At 55.1% G+C, this 19827-nt stretch carries 21 protein-coding genes, 3 tRNA genes and 1 pseudogene; 13 read left to right on the top strand and 12 right to left on the bottom strand.

Features of this window, described 5'->3' with window-relative positions:
• Positions 1–26: 26 nt before the first annotated feature.
• The 5 genes from rutF to rutA are packed head-to-tail and all read right to left on the bottom strand — an operon-like array spanning position 27 to position 3591.
• The gene (rutF, locus tag PU624_RS15940; protein ID WP_283545764.1) at positions 27–542 is read right to left on the bottom strand and encodes an NADH-dependent FMN reductase RutF; all 516 of its coding nucleotides are present in this window, start codon (positions 540–542) and stop codon (positions 27–29) included.
• Positions 543–561: 19 nt separating this feature from the next.
• Positions 562–1371 carry a pyrimidine utilization protein D gene (gene rutD, locus PU624_RS15935; protein ID WP_283545763.1) on the bottom strand — a complete coding sequence of 270 codons (810 nt, stop codon included), beginning with the start codon at positions 1369–1371 and terminating at the stop codon, positions 562–564.
• Complete coding sequence (gene rutC / locus PU624_RS15930) at positions 1371–1766, bottom strand: pyrimidine utilization protein C (RefSeq protein ID WP_283545762.1); 396 nt, start codon at positions 1764–1766, stop codon at positions 1371–1373. Before rutC ends, rutD begins: the two co-directional genes overlap by 1 nt.
• Positions 1767–1786: 20 nt before the next feature.
• A complete protein-coding gene (rutB, locus tag PU624_RS15925) occupies positions 1787–2500 on the bottom strand; it encodes a pyrimidine utilization protein B (RefSeq protein WP_283548014.1) in 714 nt (237 codons plus the stop codon).
• Positions 2500–3591, bottom strand: coding sequence for a pyrimidine utilization protein A (rutA, locus tag PU624_RS15920; protein ID WP_283545761.1), 1092 nt, complete (start codon positions 3589–3591; stop codon positions 2500–2502). The genes rutB and rutA overlap by 1 nt, the downstream gene beginning before the upstream one ends.
• A gap of 306 nt (positions 3592–3897) precedes the next feature.
• Between rutA and rutR the strand changes: the two genes are divergently transcribed.
• Positions 3898–4533 (top strand): HTH-type transcriptional regulator RutR, encoded by a 636-nt coding sequence (gene rutR / locus PU624_RS15915; RefSeq protein WP_283545760.1) that lies wholly within the window; start codon positions 3898–3900, stop codon positions 4531–4533.
• A gap of 38 nt (positions 4534–4571) precedes the next feature.
• A pseudogene (locus PU624_RS15910) lies at positions 4572–5532 on the top strand (metal-dependent hydrolase).
• A gap of 47 nt (positions 5533–5579) precedes the next feature.
• Here the strand turns inward: PU624_RS15910 and cycA are convergent.
• A complete protein-coding gene (gene cycA / locus PU624_RS15905; protein ID WP_283545759.1) occupies positions 5580–6974 on the bottom strand; it encodes a D-serine/D-alanine/glycine transporter in 1395 nt (464 codons plus the stop codon).
• 286 nt (positions 6975–7260) lie between these two features.
• On the opposite strand from cycA, the gene PU624_RS15900 reads away from it, so the two are divergent.
• The 3 genes from PU624_RS15900 to PU624_RS15890 all read left to right on the top strand — a co-directional run bounded on the left by PU624_RS15900 (position 7261) and on the right by PU624_RS15890 (position 10529).
• A complete protein-coding gene (locus tag PU624_RS15900; RefSeq protein WP_283545758.1) occupies positions 7261–7956 on the top strand; it encodes an extensin-like domain-containing protein in 696 nt (231 codons plus the stop codon).
• 1116 nt (positions 7957–9072) lie between these two features.
• The gene (locus PU624_RS15895; protein WP_283545757.1) at positions 9073–9795 is read left to right on the top strand and encodes an autoinducer binding domain-containing protein; all 723 of its coding nucleotides are present in this window, start codon (positions 9073–9075) and stop codon (positions 9793–9795) included.
• A 122-nt stretch (positions 9796–9917) separates the two neighbouring features.
• Positions 9918–10529: an acyl-homoserine-lactone synthase gene (locus tag PU624_RS15890; RefSeq protein WP_283548013.1), complete on the top strand. Its 612-nt coding sequence runs from the start codon at positions 9918–9920 to the stop codon at positions 10527–10529.
• A gap of 33 nt (positions 10530–10562) precedes the next feature.
• On the opposite strand, the gene PU624_RS15885 is transcribed toward PU624_RS15890, so the two are convergent.
• The gene (locus PU624_RS15885) at positions 10563–10787 is read right to left on the bottom strand and encodes a DUF2594 family protein (protein WP_003849983.1); all 225 of its coding nucleotides are present in this window, start codon (positions 10785–10787) and stop codon (positions 10563–10565) included.
• A 432-nt stretch (positions 10788–11219) separates the two neighbouring features.
• Here PU624_RS15885 and uvrY point away from each other — a divergent pair, with 432 nt between their 5' ends.
• The 6 genes from uvrY (at position 11220) to PU624_RS15855 (ending at position 14761) form a co-directional block, all read left to right on the top strand.
• Complete coding sequence (gene uvrY / locus PU624_RS15880) at positions 11220–11879, top strand: UvrY/SirA/GacA family response regulator transcription factor (RefSeq protein ID WP_010246608.1); 660 nt, start codon at positions 11220–11222, stop codon at positions 11877–11879.
• Complete coding sequence (gene uvrC, locus PU624_RS15875; RefSeq protein ID WP_283545756.1) at positions 11872–13704, top strand: excinuclease ABC subunit UvrC; 1833 nt, start codon at positions 11872–11874, stop codon at positions 13702–13704. Before uvrY ends, uvrC begins: the two co-directional genes overlap by 8 nt.
• Positions 13705–13773: 69 nt before the next feature.
• Entirely contained in the window at positions 13774–14322 is a 549-nt protein-coding gene (pgsA, locus tag PU624_RS15870) for a CDP-diacylglycerol--glycerol-3-phosphate 3-phosphatidyltransferase (protein WP_090962392.1), read from the top strand.
• A gap of 152 nt (positions 14323–14474) precedes the next feature.
• A tRNA-Gly gene (locus PU624_RS15865) sits at positions 14475–14550 on the top strand.
• A 40-nt stretch (positions 14551–14590) separates the two neighbouring features.
• Positions 14591–14664: transfer RNA gene (locus tag PU624_RS15860), tRNA-Cys, on the top strand.
• A gap of 10 nt (positions 14665–14674) precedes the next feature.
• Positions 14675–14761 (top strand) — tRNA-Leu (locus PU624_RS15855).
• A 129-nt stretch (positions 14762–14890) separates the two neighbouring features.
• Here PU624_RS15855 and PU624_RS15850 read toward each other — a convergent pair.
• Positions 14891–15127: a hypothetical protein gene (locus PU624_RS15850; protein WP_283545755.1), complete on the bottom strand. Its 237-nt coding sequence runs from the start codon at positions 15125–15127 to the stop codon at positions 14891–14893.
• 470 nt (positions 15128–15597) lie between these two features.
• Between PU624_RS15850 and PU624_RS15845 the strand changes: the two genes are divergently transcribed.
• Positions 15598–16443: a substrate-binding domain-containing protein gene (locus PU624_RS15845; protein ID WP_283545754.1), complete on the top strand. Its 846-nt coding sequence runs from the start codon at positions 15598–15600 to the stop codon at positions 16441–16443.
• 31 nt (positions 16444–16474) lie between these two features.
• Here the strand turns inward: PU624_RS15845 and PU624_RS15840 are convergent, their stop codons facing one another.
• Positions 16475–16663 (bottom strand): hypothetical protein, encoded by a 189-nt coding sequence (locus PU624_RS15840; RefSeq protein ID WP_283545753.1) that lies wholly within the window; start codon positions 16661–16663, stop codon positions 16475–16477.
• Positions 16664–16856: 193 nt separating this feature from the next.
• Here PU624_RS15840 and PU624_RS15835 point away from each other — a divergent pair, with 193 nt between their 5' ends.
• Positions 16857–17057 carry a DUF6404 family protein gene (locus PU624_RS15835; RefSeq protein ID WP_283545752.1) on the top strand — a complete coding sequence of 67 codons (201 nt, stop codon included), beginning with the start codon at positions 16857–16859 and terminating at the stop codon, positions 17055–17057.
• Between the two features lie 35 nt (positions 17058–17092).
• Here the strand turns inward: PU624_RS15835 and PU624_RS15830 are convergent, their stop codons facing one another.
• The 3 genes from PU624_RS15830 to PU624_RS15820 all read right to left on the bottom strand — a co-directional run bounded on the left by PU624_RS15830 (position 17093) and on the right by PU624_RS15820 (position 19797).
• Positions 17093–18598, bottom strand: a complete 1506-nt coding sequence (locus tag PU624_RS15830) for a SulP family inorganic anion transporter (RefSeq protein ID WP_283545751.1) — start codon at positions 18596–18598, stop codon at positions 17093–17095.
• A gap of 138 nt (positions 18599–18736) precedes the next feature.
• Positions 18737–18997 carry a biofilm/acid-resistance regulator YmgB/AriR gene (locus PU624_RS15825; RefSeq protein ID WP_013357391.1) on the bottom strand — a complete coding sequence of 87 codons (261 nt, stop codon included), beginning with the start codon at positions 18995–18997 and terminating at the stop codon, positions 18737–18739.
• Positions 18998–19389: 392 nt separating this feature from the next.
• Complete coding sequence (locus PU624_RS15820) at positions 19390–19797, bottom strand: DUF2000 domain-containing protein (RefSeq protein ID WP_283545750.1); 408 nt, start codon at positions 19795–19797, stop codon at positions 19390–19392.
• Between the last annotated feature and the right edge of the window lie 30 nt (positions 19798–19827).

The raw sequence follows: 19827 nt of genomic DNA, 5'->3' as shown, positions 1-19827 counted from the left end.
GAATGCCGGTGGGTTACAGGGAAGTGTTAACAGGCATCCTGCCGCATCAGGGGATGGTATCCCCGGTCAAACCAGGCGAGACCATGGGTGTCGTCATTACGCACCAGGCCCACGACTTCGCAGAACAGCGTGTCATGCGTACCCACACTGACAATCTGTGTGATACGACAGTCAAAGGAGGCGACGGCGCCACTCAGCACCGGCGAACCGGTTACGGCCGTTGACCACTCAGCGGCAATAAAACGGTCAGCCATCGGCGTTTTCCCGCCGAACAGATTGGAGAGCGTTTCATGGCCCGCTGCCAGCGTATTGACGCACAGCTGCATGTTTTCGCGGAACACCGGATACACCGAGGCAGAGCGGTTCAGGCAGACCAGCAGCGTCGGCGGCGAATCGGTGACGCTGCACACGGCAGAAGCGGTAAAACCTGCGCGTCCGGCCGGGCCTTCCGTCGTAATGATGTTGACCGCAGCACCCAGCCGCGACATCGCATTCCGAAACTCAGTTTTCTCAATGGCTGGGGTAAGGGTTTCCAGGCTCATAGTGTTCTCCGCGAAAGGGTTATCCTGCGACGCGCTGCAGCGGCTGCACGTCATCAGTCTGATCCAGCCACTGCAGCAGCAGGGCATTAAATTTTTCAGGGTCGGTGACGCTCATGGCGTGGCCGCCCCAGGCCATCATCTGTTCAGTGGCATTCGGCAGCGCCGCGGCCAGCTCGGTTGAGCAGCTCCACGGCACCAGCAGATCGTCCTGGCTGGCAATCACCAGCACCGGTTGCGGAATGGCGGCGGCCCGTGTGCTGAAATCGGCGCTCATCAGGGCGTGCAGCCGACGCATCAGGTTTTCCATCCCCTGAAAATGCGTGATGTGATGACTATCTTCCTGCTCCAGACGCGTCTGATGCTCGGCCATCCACTCAGCAGGATAGAGAAACAGTGGCTGAGCGCGCACGAAAGCCTCGACGCCAACATTGAGCAGCAGATCCTGCCGCACCTGGAAGCAGCGGCGGGTATGCGGATGCAGCGACAGCCAGCCATTGATCACCACGATCCGTTCGATCCGATCCGGATAATCCAGCGCCAGCTGCATCCCCATCAGACCGCCCAGCGCGTGACCGATCAGGCTGAAGCGCAGGATGCCGTGTTGCGCCAGCGCGTCGGCCAGCTCCGCCGCCATCATCGCCATGCTGTAGCCTTCCGGTAAGCTGTCCGCGCTGCGACCGGTGCCGCGCTGGTCATACAGTACGACCCGATAGCGTGCCGTCAGCGCTGCCAGCTGCGGCTGCCAGAAACCCGCCACGCCGCCCAGACCGGAAGAGAGCACCAGCGTCGGTGCCTCAGGATTTTGCAGGCCCAGAATATCCAGCTGCATCAGACCTCCGGCTTGCCGATGTGCGCCACGCTGGCGATCTCAATCAGCGCGTCAGGCTTGACCAGCCCGCACTGAATGCAGAAACGGGCAGGTTTTTCACCGGGGAAGTATTCGGCGTAAACCTGATTCACCGCGGCGTAATTCGACCAGTCGGTGATGAAGATCGAGTTAAAGGTCACATCGTCCATGGTGCCACCGGCGGTCTCTATCACCTTTTTAATGGTTTCCAGCACGTGGCGGGTCTGCGCGGCGGCATCACCCACATGGACGACATTGTTGTCACCATCAAACGGCAGCGTACCCGAGACATAGACCACGCCATCCGCCAGCGTACCGGGCACAAACGGGGCGATGGGCGTGGTGGTGCCAGGTGGAACAATGATACTTTTCGGCATAGCGACGTCCTCTTCGTGGATTAACGGGTATTCAGGCTTTCGCAGAAGGTATCGACATCCGATACCCAGCCAAAAAAGGTTTCGATATTGAACAGGGCCGCCTGCTGAGCAAAGGGCGGGCCAGCCTGATACGTGGCGTCTTCCAGCACCACGCCGAAGTACTCCAGGAAGAAGCCGTCGCGCAGGGTCGATTCCACACAGACGTTGGTGGCGATGCCGGTGAAAATCAGATGGCGGATCCCGCGGCTGCGCAGCATGCTGTCGAGCGGGGTGTTATAGAAGCCGCTGTAGCGCGATTTTGGCAGCACGATGTCACCGGCCTGTGGCACCAGCTCATCAACCAGCGCGTAATCCCAGCCGCCTTTCGACAGCAGTGAACCCTGCAGTTCAGGCCGTTTGCGCATGGTTTTCAGTGCATTCGATTTGTGGAAGTTGGGGGAACCGGCGTCACCGGCTTCAACATAGTCACTGTCCCAGCCGTTCTGGAACCAGATGATCTGAACGCCGGCCGCACGGGCCGCCGTCACTGCCTGATGGATCTTCGCAATGACCGGTTTCGTGGCGGAAACATCGAATCCCGCCAGGTCCAGGTAACCGCCTTCTGTGGCGTAAGCATTCTGCATATCCACAACAATCAGTGCCGTCTGGCCAGGCGGAAAAGCAATCGGTTCTGGCCGCGCCGGCAGTTCAACCTGCGGAACATCCGGCGTGTGGGCACAATAAACGGTATTCATCATGCCACCTCCTGCTGTGTGTCAAGCAGGGCGCTGCGGCAGGCCATCAGCGGCTGAATGTGCTGACCGAAGTTCTCAATACCTTCCAGGAAATCATCAAAGGTCAGCAGCACGCCGTGAGTGCCTTCAACCTGCGCCACTTCATCCAGCATCCGCGCGACACTGGCGTATGAACCCACCAGGGTGCCCATATTGATGTTGACGGCCGAGGTCGGATCCGCCATCTGCCGCACATTGGTGTCGCTGCCTGATTTGGTGTCCTGCTGACTCTGGGTAGTGAGCCACGAGAGCGCCTCTTCATCCGCCCCGGCTTTGTAGTGTTCCCACTTAGCCCGCGCTTCTTCATCTGTTTCGGCTGCGATGATCATAAACAGCACATAGGAGCCGACATCGCGGCCCGCTTTTTCGGCGGCCTGCTTCATGCGAATCGAGGTCGAGCTGAATGCAGAAGGCGTGTTCACTCCTTTGCCGAAGCAGAAGTTGTAATCGGCGTGCTGGGCGGAGAAGGCCATTCCGGCATCGCTCTGACCGGCGCAAATCACCTTCATCGGGCGCTGTGGCTGCGGACTGACGCGGCAGTCATTCATGGTGAAGAACTCACCTTTAAAGTCCGATTTCCCGGTGCCCCACAGGTCGCGCAGCACGGTAACGTATTCGGTCAGATAAGAGTAACGGCTGCCGAAGTACTCATCGCCCGGCCACATTCCCATCTGCTCATATTCGGGTTTCTGCCAGCCGGTCACCAGGTTAACGCCGAAACGACCGCCTGAAATGGAATCGATAGTGGATGCCATGCGCGCCACAATCGCCGGGGGCAGCGTGAGGGTGGCTGCGGTGGCGTAGATCTCAATACGTGACGTGACGGCAGCCAGGCCCGCCATCAGCGTGAATGACTCCAGGTTATGATCCCAGAATTCTGTTTTTCCGCCGAAGCCGCGCAGTTTGATCATCGAGAGCGCAAAGTCGAAGTGGTAATGCTCGGCTTTCAGCACGATGGCTTTGTTCAGTTCAAAGGTCGGCATGTACTGCGGCGCATTGGACGAAATCAGCCAGCCATTGTTACCAATCGGAATAAAGACGCCTATCTTCATGTGAAACCTCGTTGCGATGGGGGAAAGGTGTTTCACGCGCGGCACTGCATCCTGCTACGTCCCTGTAGGCTGCGCTCAGTCACAATTCTGCAAACTGTGTGCCACATTTTTTATTTTTTTAGATAACAATGAGTTAAAAATAACCCGAAAGTGTTATGTGGAGTAACTGGTCCATTTCAGACCATATGGTCAAAATTCGCTGCACGTTTTGCATGCAGGCTGAGCAAAAAAGGTGCAGGGCGCGGATTGGGCAGCGATGAATCCCTTTGCTATGATGCGGTGACACCAGATGGATGAGGTAAATGTGTGAATACCGATGAAAAAAAGCCAACGCGTCGTTCGCGTGCGGTTGCAGCGAAGCGGGCCGCCATACTGGAAGCGGCATTAACCTTCTTCTCACAGTTTGGCATTCACGGCACCAGCCTCGATAAGGTGGCCGAGCTGGCCGATGTCTCTAAAACCAATCTGCTCTACTATTTTCCTTCTAAAGAAGTGCTCTACGTGGCCGTGCTCAAACAGATTCTGGATGTCTGGCTGGCACCGTTGCGCGCGCTGGCGCACGATCAGGATCCGCTGGTCGCCATCCGGCGCTATATCCGGCTGAAGCTGGAAGTGTCGCGCGATCATCCTCAGGCTTCCCGGCTGTTCTGTCTGGAGATGCTGCAGGGCGCGCCGCTGCTGAAAGGGGAGCTGGCGGGCGATCTCAAGCAGCTGGTGGATGACAAGGCGGCCATTATTGAACGCTGGATTGATGAGGGACGGCTGGCGGGCGTTCAGCCACAGCATCTGATCTTTATGCTGTGGGCCACCACGCAGCACTACGCCGATTTTGCCACCCAGGTTGAAGCCGTCACCGGCCAGACGCTCAGCGATCCGGCCTTTTTCGACCAGACTGTTGATAACGTTCAGCGCATGATTATTGAAGGGATTCGCGTTCGGTAATGCAGGACACACTCACCGTTCAGTGACGGAGTTAATCAATGGATTCTGTTTCGCAATTCGTCCTGGGTGCCTCGGTGAGTGTCGCCGTGATGGGACGTCGGGTGCCCGTCTGGCAGGCCGCGCTGGTGGGCGGCGTCTGCGGCACTTTACCCGATCTCGATGTCTTTATTGACCACGGCGATGCGATACGCAACATGACGCTGCATCGCACCGAAACGCATGCGCTGCTCTGGCTCACACTGGCCCTGGCTCGTCGCCGGACTGTTCCGGCAGCGGGTGACATGGCCGCTCTGGTGGCCCGCGATCTGGCTGGCGCTGATTACCCACCCGTTACTCGATTTGATGACGGTTTATGGCACCCAGTTCGGTCTGCCGATCACCGATTATCCCTATGCCATTGGCAGTATGTATATCGTCGATCCCCTCTATACGTTGCCACTGCTGACAGGGCTGGGCGTGGCGCTCTGGCGTCGCGGTGATAAGGGGCTGCGCGGGAACCGCCTCGGACTGACGCTGAGTACACTGTATCTGGTCTGGAGTGTGGTGATTCAGGGCGTCGCAGGCTGGCAGATTCGTGATTCGCTGACGGAGCAGGGCATTGCGAGCGGTAAAGTGCTGGTCACGCCGACGGCTTTTAATACGCTGGTCTGGCGCAGTGTGATCATCACGCCGGATCGCTACGGCGAGGCATACTGGTCGCTGTTATCACCCTCACGTCCGCTGCAGGTGACGTGGTATCCGCGTCATCCTGAACTGTTCGACGCCTTCCGGGGCAGTTGGTATGCCGAACGTGTCGCCTGGTTCAGCCACGGCTTTTACGCTCTGCGTGAGCAGGATGGGCAGACGACCATTGCCGATCTGCGCATGGGCGAAGGCGATAACTATGCCTTTACCTTTGGTCTGGGCACGCCTCAGCAGCCCGATGTGCGACCACAGCGCTTACCTTATGAACGCCCCGCGTTATCCGTCATTTTCTCTTCGCTGGGCGAGCGGCTGTAAAAAAAAAGCCCGGTCAGGTGACCGGGCTTTTTTCCTGCTGTTATCGATTAGCGGCTGCGACGATTACGCAGCATCCAGCCCACACCCAGCAGCGCAAACCAGAGTGGCGTCACCATCAGCGCCTGGCGCGTATCTTCCTGCAGCGTCAGCAGCACCAGCACAAAGGCGAAGAAGGCCATGCAGACCCAGCACATGAACTTGCCCAGGGGCATCTTAAATGCCGATTCCGCATGGCGCTGCGGATGCTTTTTACGGTAAGCCAGATAGCTGCACAGAATGATGGTCCAGACGAACATAAACAGAATGGCCGATACGGTGGTCACCAGCGTGAAGACCCTCATCACGTTCGGGATCAGGTAGATCAACGCCACGCCAATCAGCAGGCAGAAGCAGGAGAAAAACAGACCGGTGGTGGGCACCGAACGGGCAGAGAGTCGGCCAAAGGCGCGACTGGCCACACCCTGCTGCGACAGGCCATAGAGCATGCGGCTGGTAGAGAAGATGCCGCTGTTCGCTGAGGAGGCGGCAGAGGTCAGCACCACAAAATTGACGATACTTGCGGCGGCAGGCAGACCAATCAGCACGAACATCTCAACAAACGGACTGCGATCGGCCATGACCTGGGTCCACGGCGTGACCGCCATAATCACCATCAGCGCCAGCACGTAGAACATAATCACACGCAGTGGAATCGCATTGATCGCGCGCGGTAAGACTTTATGCGGATCGTGGGTTTCAGCCGCTGCCGTGCCCACCAGTTCAATACCGACAAACGCAAACACGGCAATCTGGAACCCGGCAAAGAAGCCGCTAAGCCCTTTCGGGAACATCCCGCCATGCTCCCAGATGTTGCTGAGTGCTGCCGTGCCGCCACCCGGTGAAGGATAGTGAATTGACACCAGCACGATGCCGGTCACGATCAGAGCAACAATGGCGACGATTTTAATGATGGCGAACCAGAACTCCATCTCGCCAAACAGCCTGACGGTGGCAATGTTGAGTGCCAGAAAAATCACCACGCAGAGCAGGGCGCTCATCCAGATCGAGAAACCCGGGAACCAGAGCTGGAAGTAGGCGCTGATGGCGACCACGTCGGCGATGCCGGTCACTACCCAGCAGAACCAGTAAGTCCAGCCGGTAAAATAGCCCGCCCACGGACCCAGCAGATCGGCGGCAAAATCGCTGAAAGATTTGTACTCAAGGTTTGAGAGCAGCAGCTCTCCCATCGCGCGCATCACAAAGAACAGCATAAAGCCGATGATCATATAGACGAAAATGATCGAGGGGCCAGCCAGGCTGATGGTTTTACCGGATCCCATAAACAGGCCGGTGCCGATGGCGCCACCAATGGCGATCAGCTGAATATGTCGGTTGTGCAGGCTGCGCTGGAGCTTATCGGGCCCGTCGGGGGCATGTGCGGTTTCTTTAGATTGATCAACCATAGAATTGTCTTTCCTGTCTTGATGTTGTGTCAGCTCTGCTGGCTGTTAGTAACGGCGTCTGCCCGGGGGGCAAGTCGGATAAGATAGAGGAAGTCACCCCAAAGCCGGTAACAGTTTTTTACCTGATGTGACACGGGGCATGCTCAGACGTGACAGCAGGCGGCCATTCTGGTTAATCCTGCGTCAGTCTGCGTAATGATTCATCACGTTGTGTCAGGCGCACGGCACAGAAGAGAATGTGCTTCTACACTTTTCTTTTGCTAATCATCATGCTGCAAAGGGGACTATGCGCACGCTTATCCTGTTTCTGCTGTTAATCGCGCTGGGATGGGTCAGCTTACCCTGGCTTAAGCAGCATCTGCCGCCGCAATTCAATCCCTTTACTCCGCTCTCTGTGACCGATCCGCCGGGCTGGATCACGCAGATTAAGATGAAGAGGCTGACCAGCGACCCCGACGCCTGTCTGGCGGTGATGCGCCGCGCGCAACAGGCGGGCTGGGTCAACTTCAGCGAGCGTCCCGCCGTCACGGGAAACTGTCCGCTTACTCATCCGCTGTGGATTCAGAAATTTGGCCCGGTCAGTCTCAGTAGCAGCTTCCTCGCCAGCTGTCCTATGGCGGTCGCCAGCACCATGTATGCGCTGCGCAGTCGTGAACAGACCGCCAGGGATATGCACAGTCCACTGGTACGAATTACCCATGTCGGCAGCTATGCCTGTCGTAACATTTATCACCGTACTCAGGGACGGCTCAGTGAGCATGCCACTGCCGATGCCTGGGATGTGACCGGCTTTCAGCTGGCAGATGGTCAGCGGCTTGAGGTCAGTCGTCACTGGCAACAGCCGGAAGAAAAAGCGGCCATGCTTCACACGCTGTGGCGTGGCGGCTGTGAGGTATTCGGCAATGCGCTGGGCCCGGACTACAACGCCGCGCACGCCTCACATTTTCATCTGGGTATGCGAGGGGCGGGCTACTGCCGGTAAATCATCAGGCAGAATTAATACCGTGTTTGATTAAGAAATGCGCTGAGGGAGAGGGCAAATGCATTCCAGCGATCGTCGCTGAAGCGGATTCACCGCTGAAATAGTCTGACAGCAGGTCAGCACACTGACCGGGTACCTTATTTTAGTGCCAGCTATTTTAATAAAGTGACCCCGGCAGGATAAATCACTTGTGCAATTTTTCAGCGTCACGGGGAGGATTTCGTCAGGCGGCATAATGAAATTCTTTCACATCGTCTCCGGAAAGAATAAGCCAGATTAATTGTATAAATAATGAAGGCTTCATCAGGAAAATGAACGGAACGTGTGGTGTAATTTATTTTCAGATAATTCAGTTGCGTGACTATCCATAAAGTGATTTAACTGATTAAAACAGAATCATTCATTCGGGCACTGAGGCTATAAATAGTGATCGTCGACACGGATTGCCCTCAGACAGACAGGCGGATAAATCCTGACGGGATACTCATGATTCAGCAGAGCGTATCGCCCTGGAGGGGATTAACAGAATATCCTTATTCGACAGCACGTCGGTTCGTTTAAAAAACAGGCGCTGAAAAGTGTGGCCATTCTGACGCCTGACGCCGCAGGGCAAAGGCTTTGAACCGTTGGTCTGTGAAGAGGAGAGGCACTTACGCTGCGCTCTATGCGGGCCACGCCTGGACTTAAGGTAACAATCTCAGAGCCGCCCTTATTTCCTGATGAAAAATATGTCCGTCGATCCGCTCTGCCGCTTCGTTTGCGGGGCGCTAATTAACGCCTTGTTTACGCATTATTTACTCATCAGTAAACAGCGCTATTCGATATTTTAAGCAGAATCTTCAGAGCTGAGATAAAATTACATTCAATGGCGGGGATTGAAATCCTATCAGAAAAATCTTATTCTCCTGGGGTGATTGAAATTGCTGTGATCGGCCTCACATTGTAGTGGCAGGGACACGTTTTCACTCCGCTCCAGCGGTGAAAGATTAAATACGCTGTACATTTATGAATGATTCATCCCCTGCGATAAATTAAGTTTCTTCTGCTAATTTATTTTATCCGATGAATCCGAATGAATAATACCGGAAGAGCGAGTGAAATTAACGCTGAGGCAATATGAGTACTGAAAATTATTTCGCCTGGCGAAGTGAGGTGAAAGAACAATTTCAGGCATTAACGGATTCTTCTGAACTCAAACCGTTATTGCAACAATTTACTGAATCATTTGGCTTCGATTATTTTGCCTTTATGATTCAGCATCCGGTGCCTTTTAGCCGACCGCGTATTCATTTACATAGCACCTATCCCAAATTATGGGTTAAACGTTATGAGAAGCAGAATTATTACGCTGTCGATCCGGTGCTCACGTCATGTCAGCGGCCGGGCAAAGGACTGGTGTGGACGCAGGAGCTGTTTGCTGACGCCGTCAGTCTTTGGCGTGAGGCAAGAGAATATGGGCTGCAGAGCGGATTTTCTTGCTCTGCAATGGCACCAAATCGCGTCCTTGGTATATTATCTATATCGTCGCAACAGTCCATTTCTGTCCAGCTCTGTCTTTCTGAGCTGGAGGTGAAACTACACCTTTTAGCGGAACTAAGCCTGGATACGCTGGAACGCTTTAGCGATGATGCAATGATGGTACTAAAAAAAGAGTTTAGTCAGCGTGAGCTGGAAATTCTGAAATGGACAGCCGAAGGAAAAACGGCCGTCGAAATTTCACTTATTTTATCCATCTCTGAACATACCGTTAACTTTCACCAAAAAAATATGCAAAAGCGTTTTAATGTTTCCAATAAAACGCAGATTGCCTGCTACGCAGCGGCAATCGGACTGATTTGAACATAAAACAACTGCTACTTATGGCAGTTCCTTTGTACAGGTCTGTTGTCTACCCTGCGCCGGGACTTTGCCAGGCTGGCGCAAAGAAATCATTGCAAACATGGGGATGTCAGAGGCGCATGATGAAAATAGTGCAAACGCAATTAAAGGATATGCCATCCTCTTTGCTTGCCGAACTCGGCAGCTACCGTTACAGCGTTTTTGCGCGCGGCGAAGGGTGGTCAATACCGCCACGCCTGAGCACGCCGGGACAGGAATATGATCGCTTCGATCGTTCAGATGTCACCTGGCTAATTGCATGGAATGCGCGCGCGGGGATCAGTGGCTGTGCGCGTCTGATGCCCTGGTTCGAACCTGAGCAGAGCGAAGGGCTGGTACTGCCGTTCAGCCATGAGAAAGTGTGGGAGATGTCGCGCTTTTCGGCTCGGCTGGAAGTGGATGCTGAACTGCCGCTGAACATTCTCTGGCACGCGGTGCAGCTGGCGGAACTGAACGGCATGGAGTACATCATCAGCTCGGCAACGCCCATGCTGGAGAAAATGTTTGAACGGCACGGCGTGGTCTATAAGCCGCTGACGCCGGGACTCATTCTGTCAGAAGATAATCTGTTTGCGATCCGTATTCCGGTGGTTCAGCCCGCTCTGGCTGAAAAGTATCGGGGAACACGGCGCTTTAGTCCGGAAGAGGTGCTGCCAACGCTGGGCGTTTCGGTTAACTGGCAGGCGCACAGTTAATCTGTTTGCCCCCGCTGCTGGGGGCAAAAAAGCTTACTGACGGTAGGCTGTTTTAATCTGTTTAATGGTATTGCTGAAGACTTCTGCCTGAGGCTTGTCGCCGAGCGTCTGTACGTAGCGTTCCATATTGATAATCACTTTGCCGGCATCCGCCTGGCCCATACCTTTCAGGATCAGGGTAATCATCATCTTCAGACCCGCGATTTCATCGGCTAATTTCCGGGCTTCCTGCGAAGTTGCAAAATCTTCATCGCTCATGCGTTTCTCCTTAGTGAATGACAATGTGTCGGCAATCTGACCGAACAGCAGTACGTGAGTATATCACAGGGTCAGTAAGTTGCTGAGGCAGCCGGTTCGCTTTGCCAGTCACCGCTGGTTTGTCCAGTACAACTAATCAATCGCTGAAAGTAATCACAGCGATCGCCGGGCCAGAGAACGCCCGAGCCAGCAGCAGCGGGGGTCAGCAGCGAAGACCGTTAATGCCATGAAATGGTGAGAGTTTACGGATTATCCCGCGGCCCTGCCTGTTGCCAGAAATGCCTGTTATCGCTGGCTGGGCCAGGCTAAAAATGATGATGTAAAGGCTGGACAGTTTTGCTTTGTTGATGTGCTTTTGAGGTAAAAGCGGGTATGATTACCCCTCGCAATCGCTAATTGCTTCCTCTTTTTTTAGCCTCTGGAGTTTCCCCGTTGATCAGTGTGCTTCTTGTTGATGACCATGAACTTGTCCGTGCCGGAATCCGTCGCATTCTGGAGGATGTCAAAGGTCTGGCCGTGGTCGGAGAAGTCAACTGTGGCGAGGATGCGGCTAAGTGGTGCCGCGCCAACCAGGTTGATGTGATCCTGATGGACATGAACATGCCTGGGATTGGCGGACTGGAGGCGACGCGCAAAATCGTGCGTTACAACCCCGATATCAAAATCATCATGCTGACCATTCACACGGAAAATCCGCTGCCTGCGAAAGTCATGCAGGCGGGTGCAGCCGGCTACCTCAGTAAAGGGGCTGCGCCACAGGAAGTGATCAATGCGATTCGCTCGGTGAATGCCGGTCAGCGCTACATCGCATCGGATATTGCTCAGCAGATGGCACTGAGCCAGATTGAGCCGCAAAAGGCGGAATCTCCCTTTAGCTGTTTGTCGGAAAGGGAATTGCAGATTATGCTGATGATCACCCGAGGACAAAAGGTGACGGAAATTTCCGAGCAGTTAAATCTCAGTCCTAAAACCGTTAACAGTTACCGCTACCGAATGTTCAGCAAACTGAATATCAGTGGCGATGTAGAGTTAACGCATCTGGCCATTCGACATGGCCTCTATAATGCGGAGCCGTTAATCAGTAGTGAATGACGTTTTTGATTCCAAAGCCTTTCTGAGTACGGTAACCAGCAAACCCGGTGTTTACCGCATGTATGACGCCTCAGGCACCGTCATCTATGTGGGCAAAGCCAAAGACCTGAAGAAGCGTCTGACCAGCTACTTCCGCGCTCAGGTCGGCAGCCGCAAAACCGAAGCGCTGGTCAGCAATATCCAGCACATCGATGTCACCGTTACCCACACCGAAACCGAAGCGCTGCTGCTTGAGCATAACTACATTAAGCTCTATCAGCCGCGCTATAACGTTCTGCTGCGCGACGATAAATCGTATCCCTACATCTTTCTCAGCAGCGATACCCATCCGCGACTGGCGATGCACCGTGGTGCAAAGCACGCCAAAGGCGAATACTTTGGCCCGTTCCCGAACGGCTATGCGGTGCGGGAAACGCTGGGGCTGCTGCAAAAAGTCTTTCCTATCCGCCAGTGCGAAAACAGCGTCTACCGCAATCGCTCCCGGCCCTGTCTGCAATATCAGATTGGCCGCTGTCTTGGCCCCTGTGTTGCCGGGCTGGTCAGTGAGGAGGAGTATGCCGAGCAGACCGACTATGTGCACCTGTTCCTGGCCGGTAAAGACGATCAGGTCCTCAACCAGCTGGTCAAACGCATGGAAGAGGCGAGTACTGGCCTGCGCTTTGAAGAGGCAGCGCGCCTGCGCGATCAGATTCAGGCCGTGCGACGCATCACTGAAAAACAGTTTGTCTCGAATCAGGGCGATGACCTGGATGTGATGGGTGTGGCTTATGAATCGGGTATGGCCTGTCTTCACGTGCTGTTTATCCGTCAGGGCAAAGTACTCGGCAGCCGCAGCTACTTCCCGAAAGTGCCGGTGGATACCGATCTGGCCGAGGTCGTGCAGACCTTTGTCGGGCAGTTCTACCTGCAGGGCAGCGAGGCACGCACGCTGCCTGGCGACATCCTGCTGGACTTTACCCTGCCGGAGCGCGAACTGCTGGCGGAGTCGCTCAGCGAGCTGGCAGGACGCCGCGTTTCTATCCAGAGCAAGCCGCGTGGCGATCGCGCCCGTTACCTCAAGCTGGCGCGCACCAATGCCGCCACGGCGTTAACCACGCGTCTGGCACAGCACTCCACGATTCATCAGCGCCTGATGGCGCTCGCGGAGTTTCTTGATCTCGACAAGATTAAACGCATGGAGTGTTTCGATATCAGCCACACCATGGGAGAGCAGACCATCGCCTCCTGCGTGGTGTTTGACCAGAATGGTCCGCTGCGCGCCGATTATCGTCGCTATAACATCACCGGCATTACACCCGGTGATGACTACGCCGCCATGAACCAGGTGTTGCGTCGCCGGTATGGTAAAGCGATTGAAGAAGATAAGATCCCGGATGTGATCCTGATCGATGGCGGTAAAGGCCAGCTGTCGCAGGCGATACAGGTCTTCGCGGAGCTGGATGTGCCGTGGGATAAAAATCAGCCCATCTTACTCGGCGTCGCCAAAGGCAGCGATCGTAAAGCCGGACTGGAAACGCTGTTCTTTGAGGCGGAAGGCGAGGGCGTTTCACTGCCACCAGATGCACCTGCGCTGCATGTGATTCAGCACATTCGTGATGACGCTCACAATCATGCTATTTCGGGTCACCGTAAAAAACGGGCCAAAGTAAAGAACACCAGTGCCCTGGAAAGCATCGAAGGCGTGGGGCCGAAACGGCGTCAGCAACTGCTTAAGTACATGGGAGGCCTGCAACCGCTGATGAATGCGTCGGTGGAGGAGATCGCCAATGTACCCGGTATCTCACACGCTCTGGCAGAAAAAATATACTACTCGTTGAAACACTAGCATTGAAACGGGGGGGGCAATGTAGGAACATAGGCTAAATTCTACCTATATCCAGACAGTTACCGGCATATGCAATTAAACATCCCGACGTGTCTCACCCTGTTTCGAGTCGTGCTCATCCCGTTCTTTGTGCTGGCTTTCTATCTGCCGTTCACCTGGGCGCCGCTGGCTACCGCACTGATTTTCATCTTTGCTGCTGTTACCGACTGGTTTGATGGTTTCCTGGCGCGCCGCTGGAAGCAGACGACGCGCTTTGGGGCGTTTCTCGACCCGGTTGCCGATAAAGTGCTGGTGGCGATCGCGCTGGTGCTGGTGGCTGAACATTTCCACGCCTGGTGGATTACTCTGCCTGCGGCGACCATGATTGCCCGTGAAATCATCATCTCTGCGCTGCGTGAATGGATGGCGGAAATTGGCAAGCGCAGCAGCGTGTCGGTTTCCTGGATTGGTAAAGTGAAAACGACGGCACAAATGCTGTCTCTTTTTGCACTGTTATGGCGTCCGGATGCGACCGTCGTGGCGATTGGTGTGGTGGCGTTATACATTGCCGCTGTGCTGACTTTCTGGTCGATGTTCCAGTATTTAAGCGCCGCACGGGGCGATCTGCTCGAACCGTGATCGATACGATTTAAAAAGCAGCAAACGGACGCGCTGTGAGGATAATTTTATTGACTCATTGCGCCATCTAAGTAGAATGCATCGCATCGAACGGCAGCCAGGCTGCCAGAAGATAAGTAAAATCAGCAGGTTCGACGAAATTGCTGAAAATTGCGGGAATAGCTCAGTTGGTAGAGCACGACCTTGCCAAGGTCGGGGTCGCGAGTTCGAGTCTCGTTTCCCGCTCCAGATTCGCAGGTCAGGTTAACCTGACGGCACATCAGTTTAAGGCGCGTTGGCAGAGTGGCTATGCAGCGGATTGCAAATCCGTGTACCTCGGTTCGACTCCGGGACGCGCCTCCAGTTACACCCTGCCCGGGTGGTGAAATCGGTAGACACAAGGGATTTAAAATCCCTCGGCTGTAAGGCTGTGCGGGTTCAAGTCCCGCCCCGGGCACCATATTTCTGCCGCAGAAAAAAGAATAATAAGTAATATGCAGTAATGTCGTAACCGCCCAAGGGCGGTTTTTTTGTGCCTGTAATCTGGCGTGACTGACACGGCAATCTCACCATAATGCCTGAAACAGCCTCACGCCTCAGAGCTGAAAACCAGTTCATCCTCCGTATCACTGATCAGCACCATCCGCTGCGCCTCACCGCTGGACGAGACAAAGGTCACCTCATGTCCGATGCTGACAGCCTCAAAGGCCTCGGTGGGCTGTGACTGCTTCCTGATCTCCAGTACCATTCTTGATGGGTAGGGTTTGTCCTTGACCGTATCAATATGATAATTGGCCGTAAAATTCAGTTCGGGTTGATCAATCACGTAAAATTGTCCTGAAGGCATAGTCTTGACCTCTGCGTAGTGTTGGCCATCAGTCCCGACCGGAACAGGCTGCCTGATTCTTAAGGTTAGTTGAATAATCAACACCGGCGGGCGCAGGTACCTCATTTTTGGTTGCATACAGAGGGGCAAAAAATCGCTGCCGCTTGCGCTTGCCTGATCGCAAAGTGGCACTACCCTTGTTCACACAGCGCGGCTTTCCCGGCACGCCATTCGGGCATGGTATAAAGGTATTACTGCAACTCTTCAGGGGTTGACGATGCGGGTTCAACTCCTGCTGCCCGGTCCATTTTCTGTCTCCTGTTTACACCGGCTCATCTGCCACCACCAATCCCGTTACATCCGATTTCACGCATTTTTGCGGCCTGTGTCGAACGCCATAACCTGTTGAAACAGATTGGTTTACCGTAAAGTAATGGATATTGTTTGCCGTCGCAGAGAAGTTCACGTCAATGATCACATCTTCTACGCCTGACTCAACGGGTTCGGCTTTACCCCCGGTTATCGGTGTTGTCGCCAGCCAGTTGTTCAATCCGTATCAGCAGAAAGTGCTGGACGAAGTTACGCGCCAGCTCAACGCGCGCGGTATGGTTACCGTGCTGCTGAGTGGCCAGACCCAGGAGGAACTCACCGCCCTCATCCGGCGGTCAGCCCCTCTTGCGCTGCGTGGTCTGCTGGTCTTACCCGGCAGCAGGGTGACGCATGCCGGTCATCTGCCGGTACTTGAGTTCGACGCTGAGCCTGAACTGCAGGCGGATGCGCTGCAGGCGGGGCAAGTGACAGCAGAATTGCTGCTCGCGCAGGGGCATCAGCGGTTTGGCTTTATGCAGAGCCAGCCCGGAGAAAGTGCGCAAAAGCAGGGTTACAGCACTACGCTGCAGGCGGCGGGCAGGGTGTTGAACGCCGGGCTGACAGCGGAGGGTGACGATCGTGAAAGCGCCTGGCAGGCGATGATGCACTATCTGAAGAAGACCCGGGCCTCTGAGCGTATTCAGGCACTCTTCTGTGAAAGCGATCTGCTGGCGTTTGGGGCGATGCAGGCAATCCGCGATTTCGGTCAGGGTGTCCATCTGGCGGTGGCAGGATTTGGAGACAGCGAGGAAGCCCGCAGCCCTACCTGGCATCTTACCAGCTGGTCACCTGATATCCGGCAGATCACCGCCAATGCGATAGATCGCTGGCTGGGGCAAACGGCTGAAAGCCGCGGAGGAAAGGGGCAGATAGAGCAGCGTCACTCCCATTTTGGCAAAATCGTACCGGGTGAGATGTCAGCCTGCGGCTGTGCCTTTCGGCATTAGCCAGCCTGCAGGGCAGACTGGCTGAAAGACATTATCCCTGCGGTTGTCCTGCAGGGCCAGCGCCGCCCGGTGCGCCAACCGGCTGCTGCCCGCCTGGTGGTGGTGGAGGGGCGTCTTTGCCTGGCGGTGGTGGGGCATCTCTGCCTGGTGGTGGTGGTGCACAGGCGGTGAGAGTAGCAAGGATAGCCAGCGTCGATAACAGGTAAGCAGTACGTTTCATCGTAATTCCCTGATCAGTTAAGCGGAACGTAGAGTATAGAGAATCACCACAAAATCGCCCGGACAAGGTGAAATGCCCGGCGTGAAGCGCGAATGAGTGACCATTCTTTGAGACGCCTCTCAACCCGGACATGCTGGCAATGCGTTTCGGGCAGGAGCACGCTAAGGTAGCGCCTCATTTAAGAGGAGTCGTTATGAATGGCATTATGAAGTTCGTCCGCGGGTGGCTGGTGTTCTCTGTACTGTGGGGCGTGTTCATGTGGTTTATGTCATGGCATCAGCAGGGCAAAGAACCGGGTCTGGCGATTCTGACAAGTCTCTACGCCGGTTTAATCTATCAGGCGTTGATCACCATGGTGGGCCGATACCGTGCGCGTCGGCAAAAGGCTGAGTAAATTCTGCTGCCGGTGAGGCAGCAGAACGGAGTTTCTTAGCCGAAATTACCGGTCAGACGCTGATGGAAGTCAGTGCTGCGTAGATCAAGCCCTTCAATGGTCACCTCTGCACCATAGCGCTGATAGCGATATTCAATCCCATCCAGCGCCGCGACGCTGGATGCATCCCAGATCTGAGCGTGCGTTAAGTCGATAGTCACTTTTTTCGGGTCATGCGCATAATCAAAATGCTCAAACAAATCGTTGCTGCTGGCAAAGAAGAGCGGACCGCGTACCACGTAGCGTACCGATTCGCCATCTTCGCTCAGCTGACGTTCCGCATGAATCACGTGCGCAATGCGGCGGGCAAACAGCAGCATCGCCAGAATGACCCCAGCCAGCACGCCCAGTGCCAGATTACCTGTCCAGACCGTCACCGCCACCGTCAGCACCATAATCAGCGTCTCTGACCACGGCATACGTTTCAGGGTCGCGGGCTGCAGGCTATGCCAGTTAACGGTTTTCACCGCCACGACCATCATGATCCCGGCCAGCACGACCATCGGGATCTGTGCCATAACCCGGCTCAGCCCGGTCACCAGTAACAGCAGCACCAGACCGGCGGCTACGGTAGAAACACGGCTGCGCGCCCGACCCAGCTCAACATTGACGATGGTCTGACCGATCATCGCGCATCCGGCGATACCGCCATAAAATCCCGCCAGAATATTCGCCACGCCTAAGCCCCAGGATTCACGACGCTTACTGGAGGGGGTATCGGTCAGATCATCGACCAGTTTGGCGGTCAGCAGTGACTCCATCAGCCCGACAAAAGCGATGCTGAGTGCGGTAGGCCAGATAATCTGCAGCGTCTGCAGATTAAGCGGCACCAGCAGGCTGTTAAAACCAGGCAGGCCGGGACTCATCGGCCCCTCATCGCCCACGTTCGGCATGTGATAGCCCATCAGCAGCGCGACACCCGTCACCACCACAATCGCAACAAGAGGAGAAGGAACGCTTCTGAACAGGCGTGGCAGCAACAGCACGATAGCCAGGGTCACGGCAAAGAAGATCCACACCAGGGGTGACTGCCCCCAGACGTGCGGTACCTGAGCAAAGAAAATCAGCACACCGAGCGCATTCACAAATCCCAGCATGACCGAGCGGGGGATATAGCGCATCATGCGCGCCAGACCGGCCACGCCAAACAGAATCTGAATCACGCCGCCCATCACGACCGCAGGCAGAATATATTCCACGCCGTGCAGATGGACCATCGGCCCGATCACCAGCGCCACGGAACCGGCAGCGGCCGTGACCATCGCCGGGCGTCCACCGAGTATCGACAGGGTCAGGCAGAGCACCACCGACGCGACCAGACTGACTTTCGGATCGACACCAGCAATAACGGAAAAGGAGATCACTTCAGGGATTAATGCCAGCGCGGTAATGACTCCGGCCAGGCATTCGCGGGTCAGCAGCGCAGGCGAACGCAGAACGCGCCCCACACTGATATCGCCCGCCACAACATCGGTTGCGGCAACATCATTGGTTTGAGTCATAAAGGTTTGCAGGCTCTTTAGTTGTTTTGCTCCCGCGCGAGGGGCGGGAAGATTTTGATAATGGTGAGGGGCAGATAGTACCGGGCGACTGGCGAAGATGCCAGAAAAAGGGGGGGGACTCCCTCCGTGGAGTCCGCGTTACAGCGAGAAATCGTCCGGGGTTTTATGGACGACCAGGTCGAGCAACTGTCGATAGATATCCAGCATTTCCCTGTCACTTTCCAGTTCCAGCCGATGAATGAGTTTGGAAATAATCGCTTTATTATTCACTGGCATGCCTGACTGCAGGATCTCTGCAACAAGGATACCCAGCATTTCCATCTCGCTGGCCGGTTTATTCGCCGCAGGGTTAAAATAATCAGCAATTTCCTGATTAGTCCGGGGAAGAATATATTGCATGTGTAAGCCCTTCAGAACAGCCCGATTCCGGTTCGGATGTCAGGACAAAAGCGATCAAAAAAACCACCGCATGGACAGATGCGATGGTACCAGTGTCACAAATTGATCAAGCAAAAAATAACCTCTGAAGGTGGAAATCCACTGACACCTTCAGAGGCGACGCAAGTGCATCATTCGTTACAGAGTCATAAGACAACTCGTGGCGGTAAAGTTATACAATGAAGGGCAATCTGTACAATCGAATCCTTTAACAAAAGATGCTATCTGACGCTTATCAGCAGGTTATAAGGATTATTCCGAAACCAAAACTGTACAAATAACCTATACAGACGGCGGAATTGACGAGCGGGAGAGGTAAAAAGGGAAACTGTGGCCAGCTTCCCGCAAAAAAATCAGCTGAACAACGCCAGTTTTGCCGTCAGCTTACGCAGGGCTTTTTTATCGTCGACGATGGCGATGCCGAGCAGACGCCACTGCTGACGCGGTTGTTGCCGCAGCACGGCGCTCAGCGCCTGATAATCGGTGGTGGACTGTCCCTCTTCAGGAAACAGCACCAGATCATATTCAGCCTGTTCACACTGTTCCCGCAATGCACTGAGCTGTTCGTCTGTGGCGGACAGCACCGGAATCCCGGTCGTGATCAAACCGGGAGAAGGGCGACTCTCCGCATCCTCCAGACTGTCACCAACCAGCGCCGGATGCCGCTGGCCCAGTGTTAAGGCCATCACGGCGGCAGCATTGGTGGCTTTGCCTGGCGGCAGCGTGGCATTGAGTATCATCACACATCGTGGGTCTTGCATTGCGCTTCTCCTGACTAAAAAAACGCATTG

It is taken from the genome of Pantoea sp. Lij88 (genome assembly GCF_030062155.1).
Taxonomy (GTDB): Bacteria; Pseudomonadota; Gammaproteobacteria; order Enterobacterales; family Enterobacteriaceae; genus Pantoea.
This window is presented reverse-complemented; position numbering and strand designations above follow the sequence as displayed.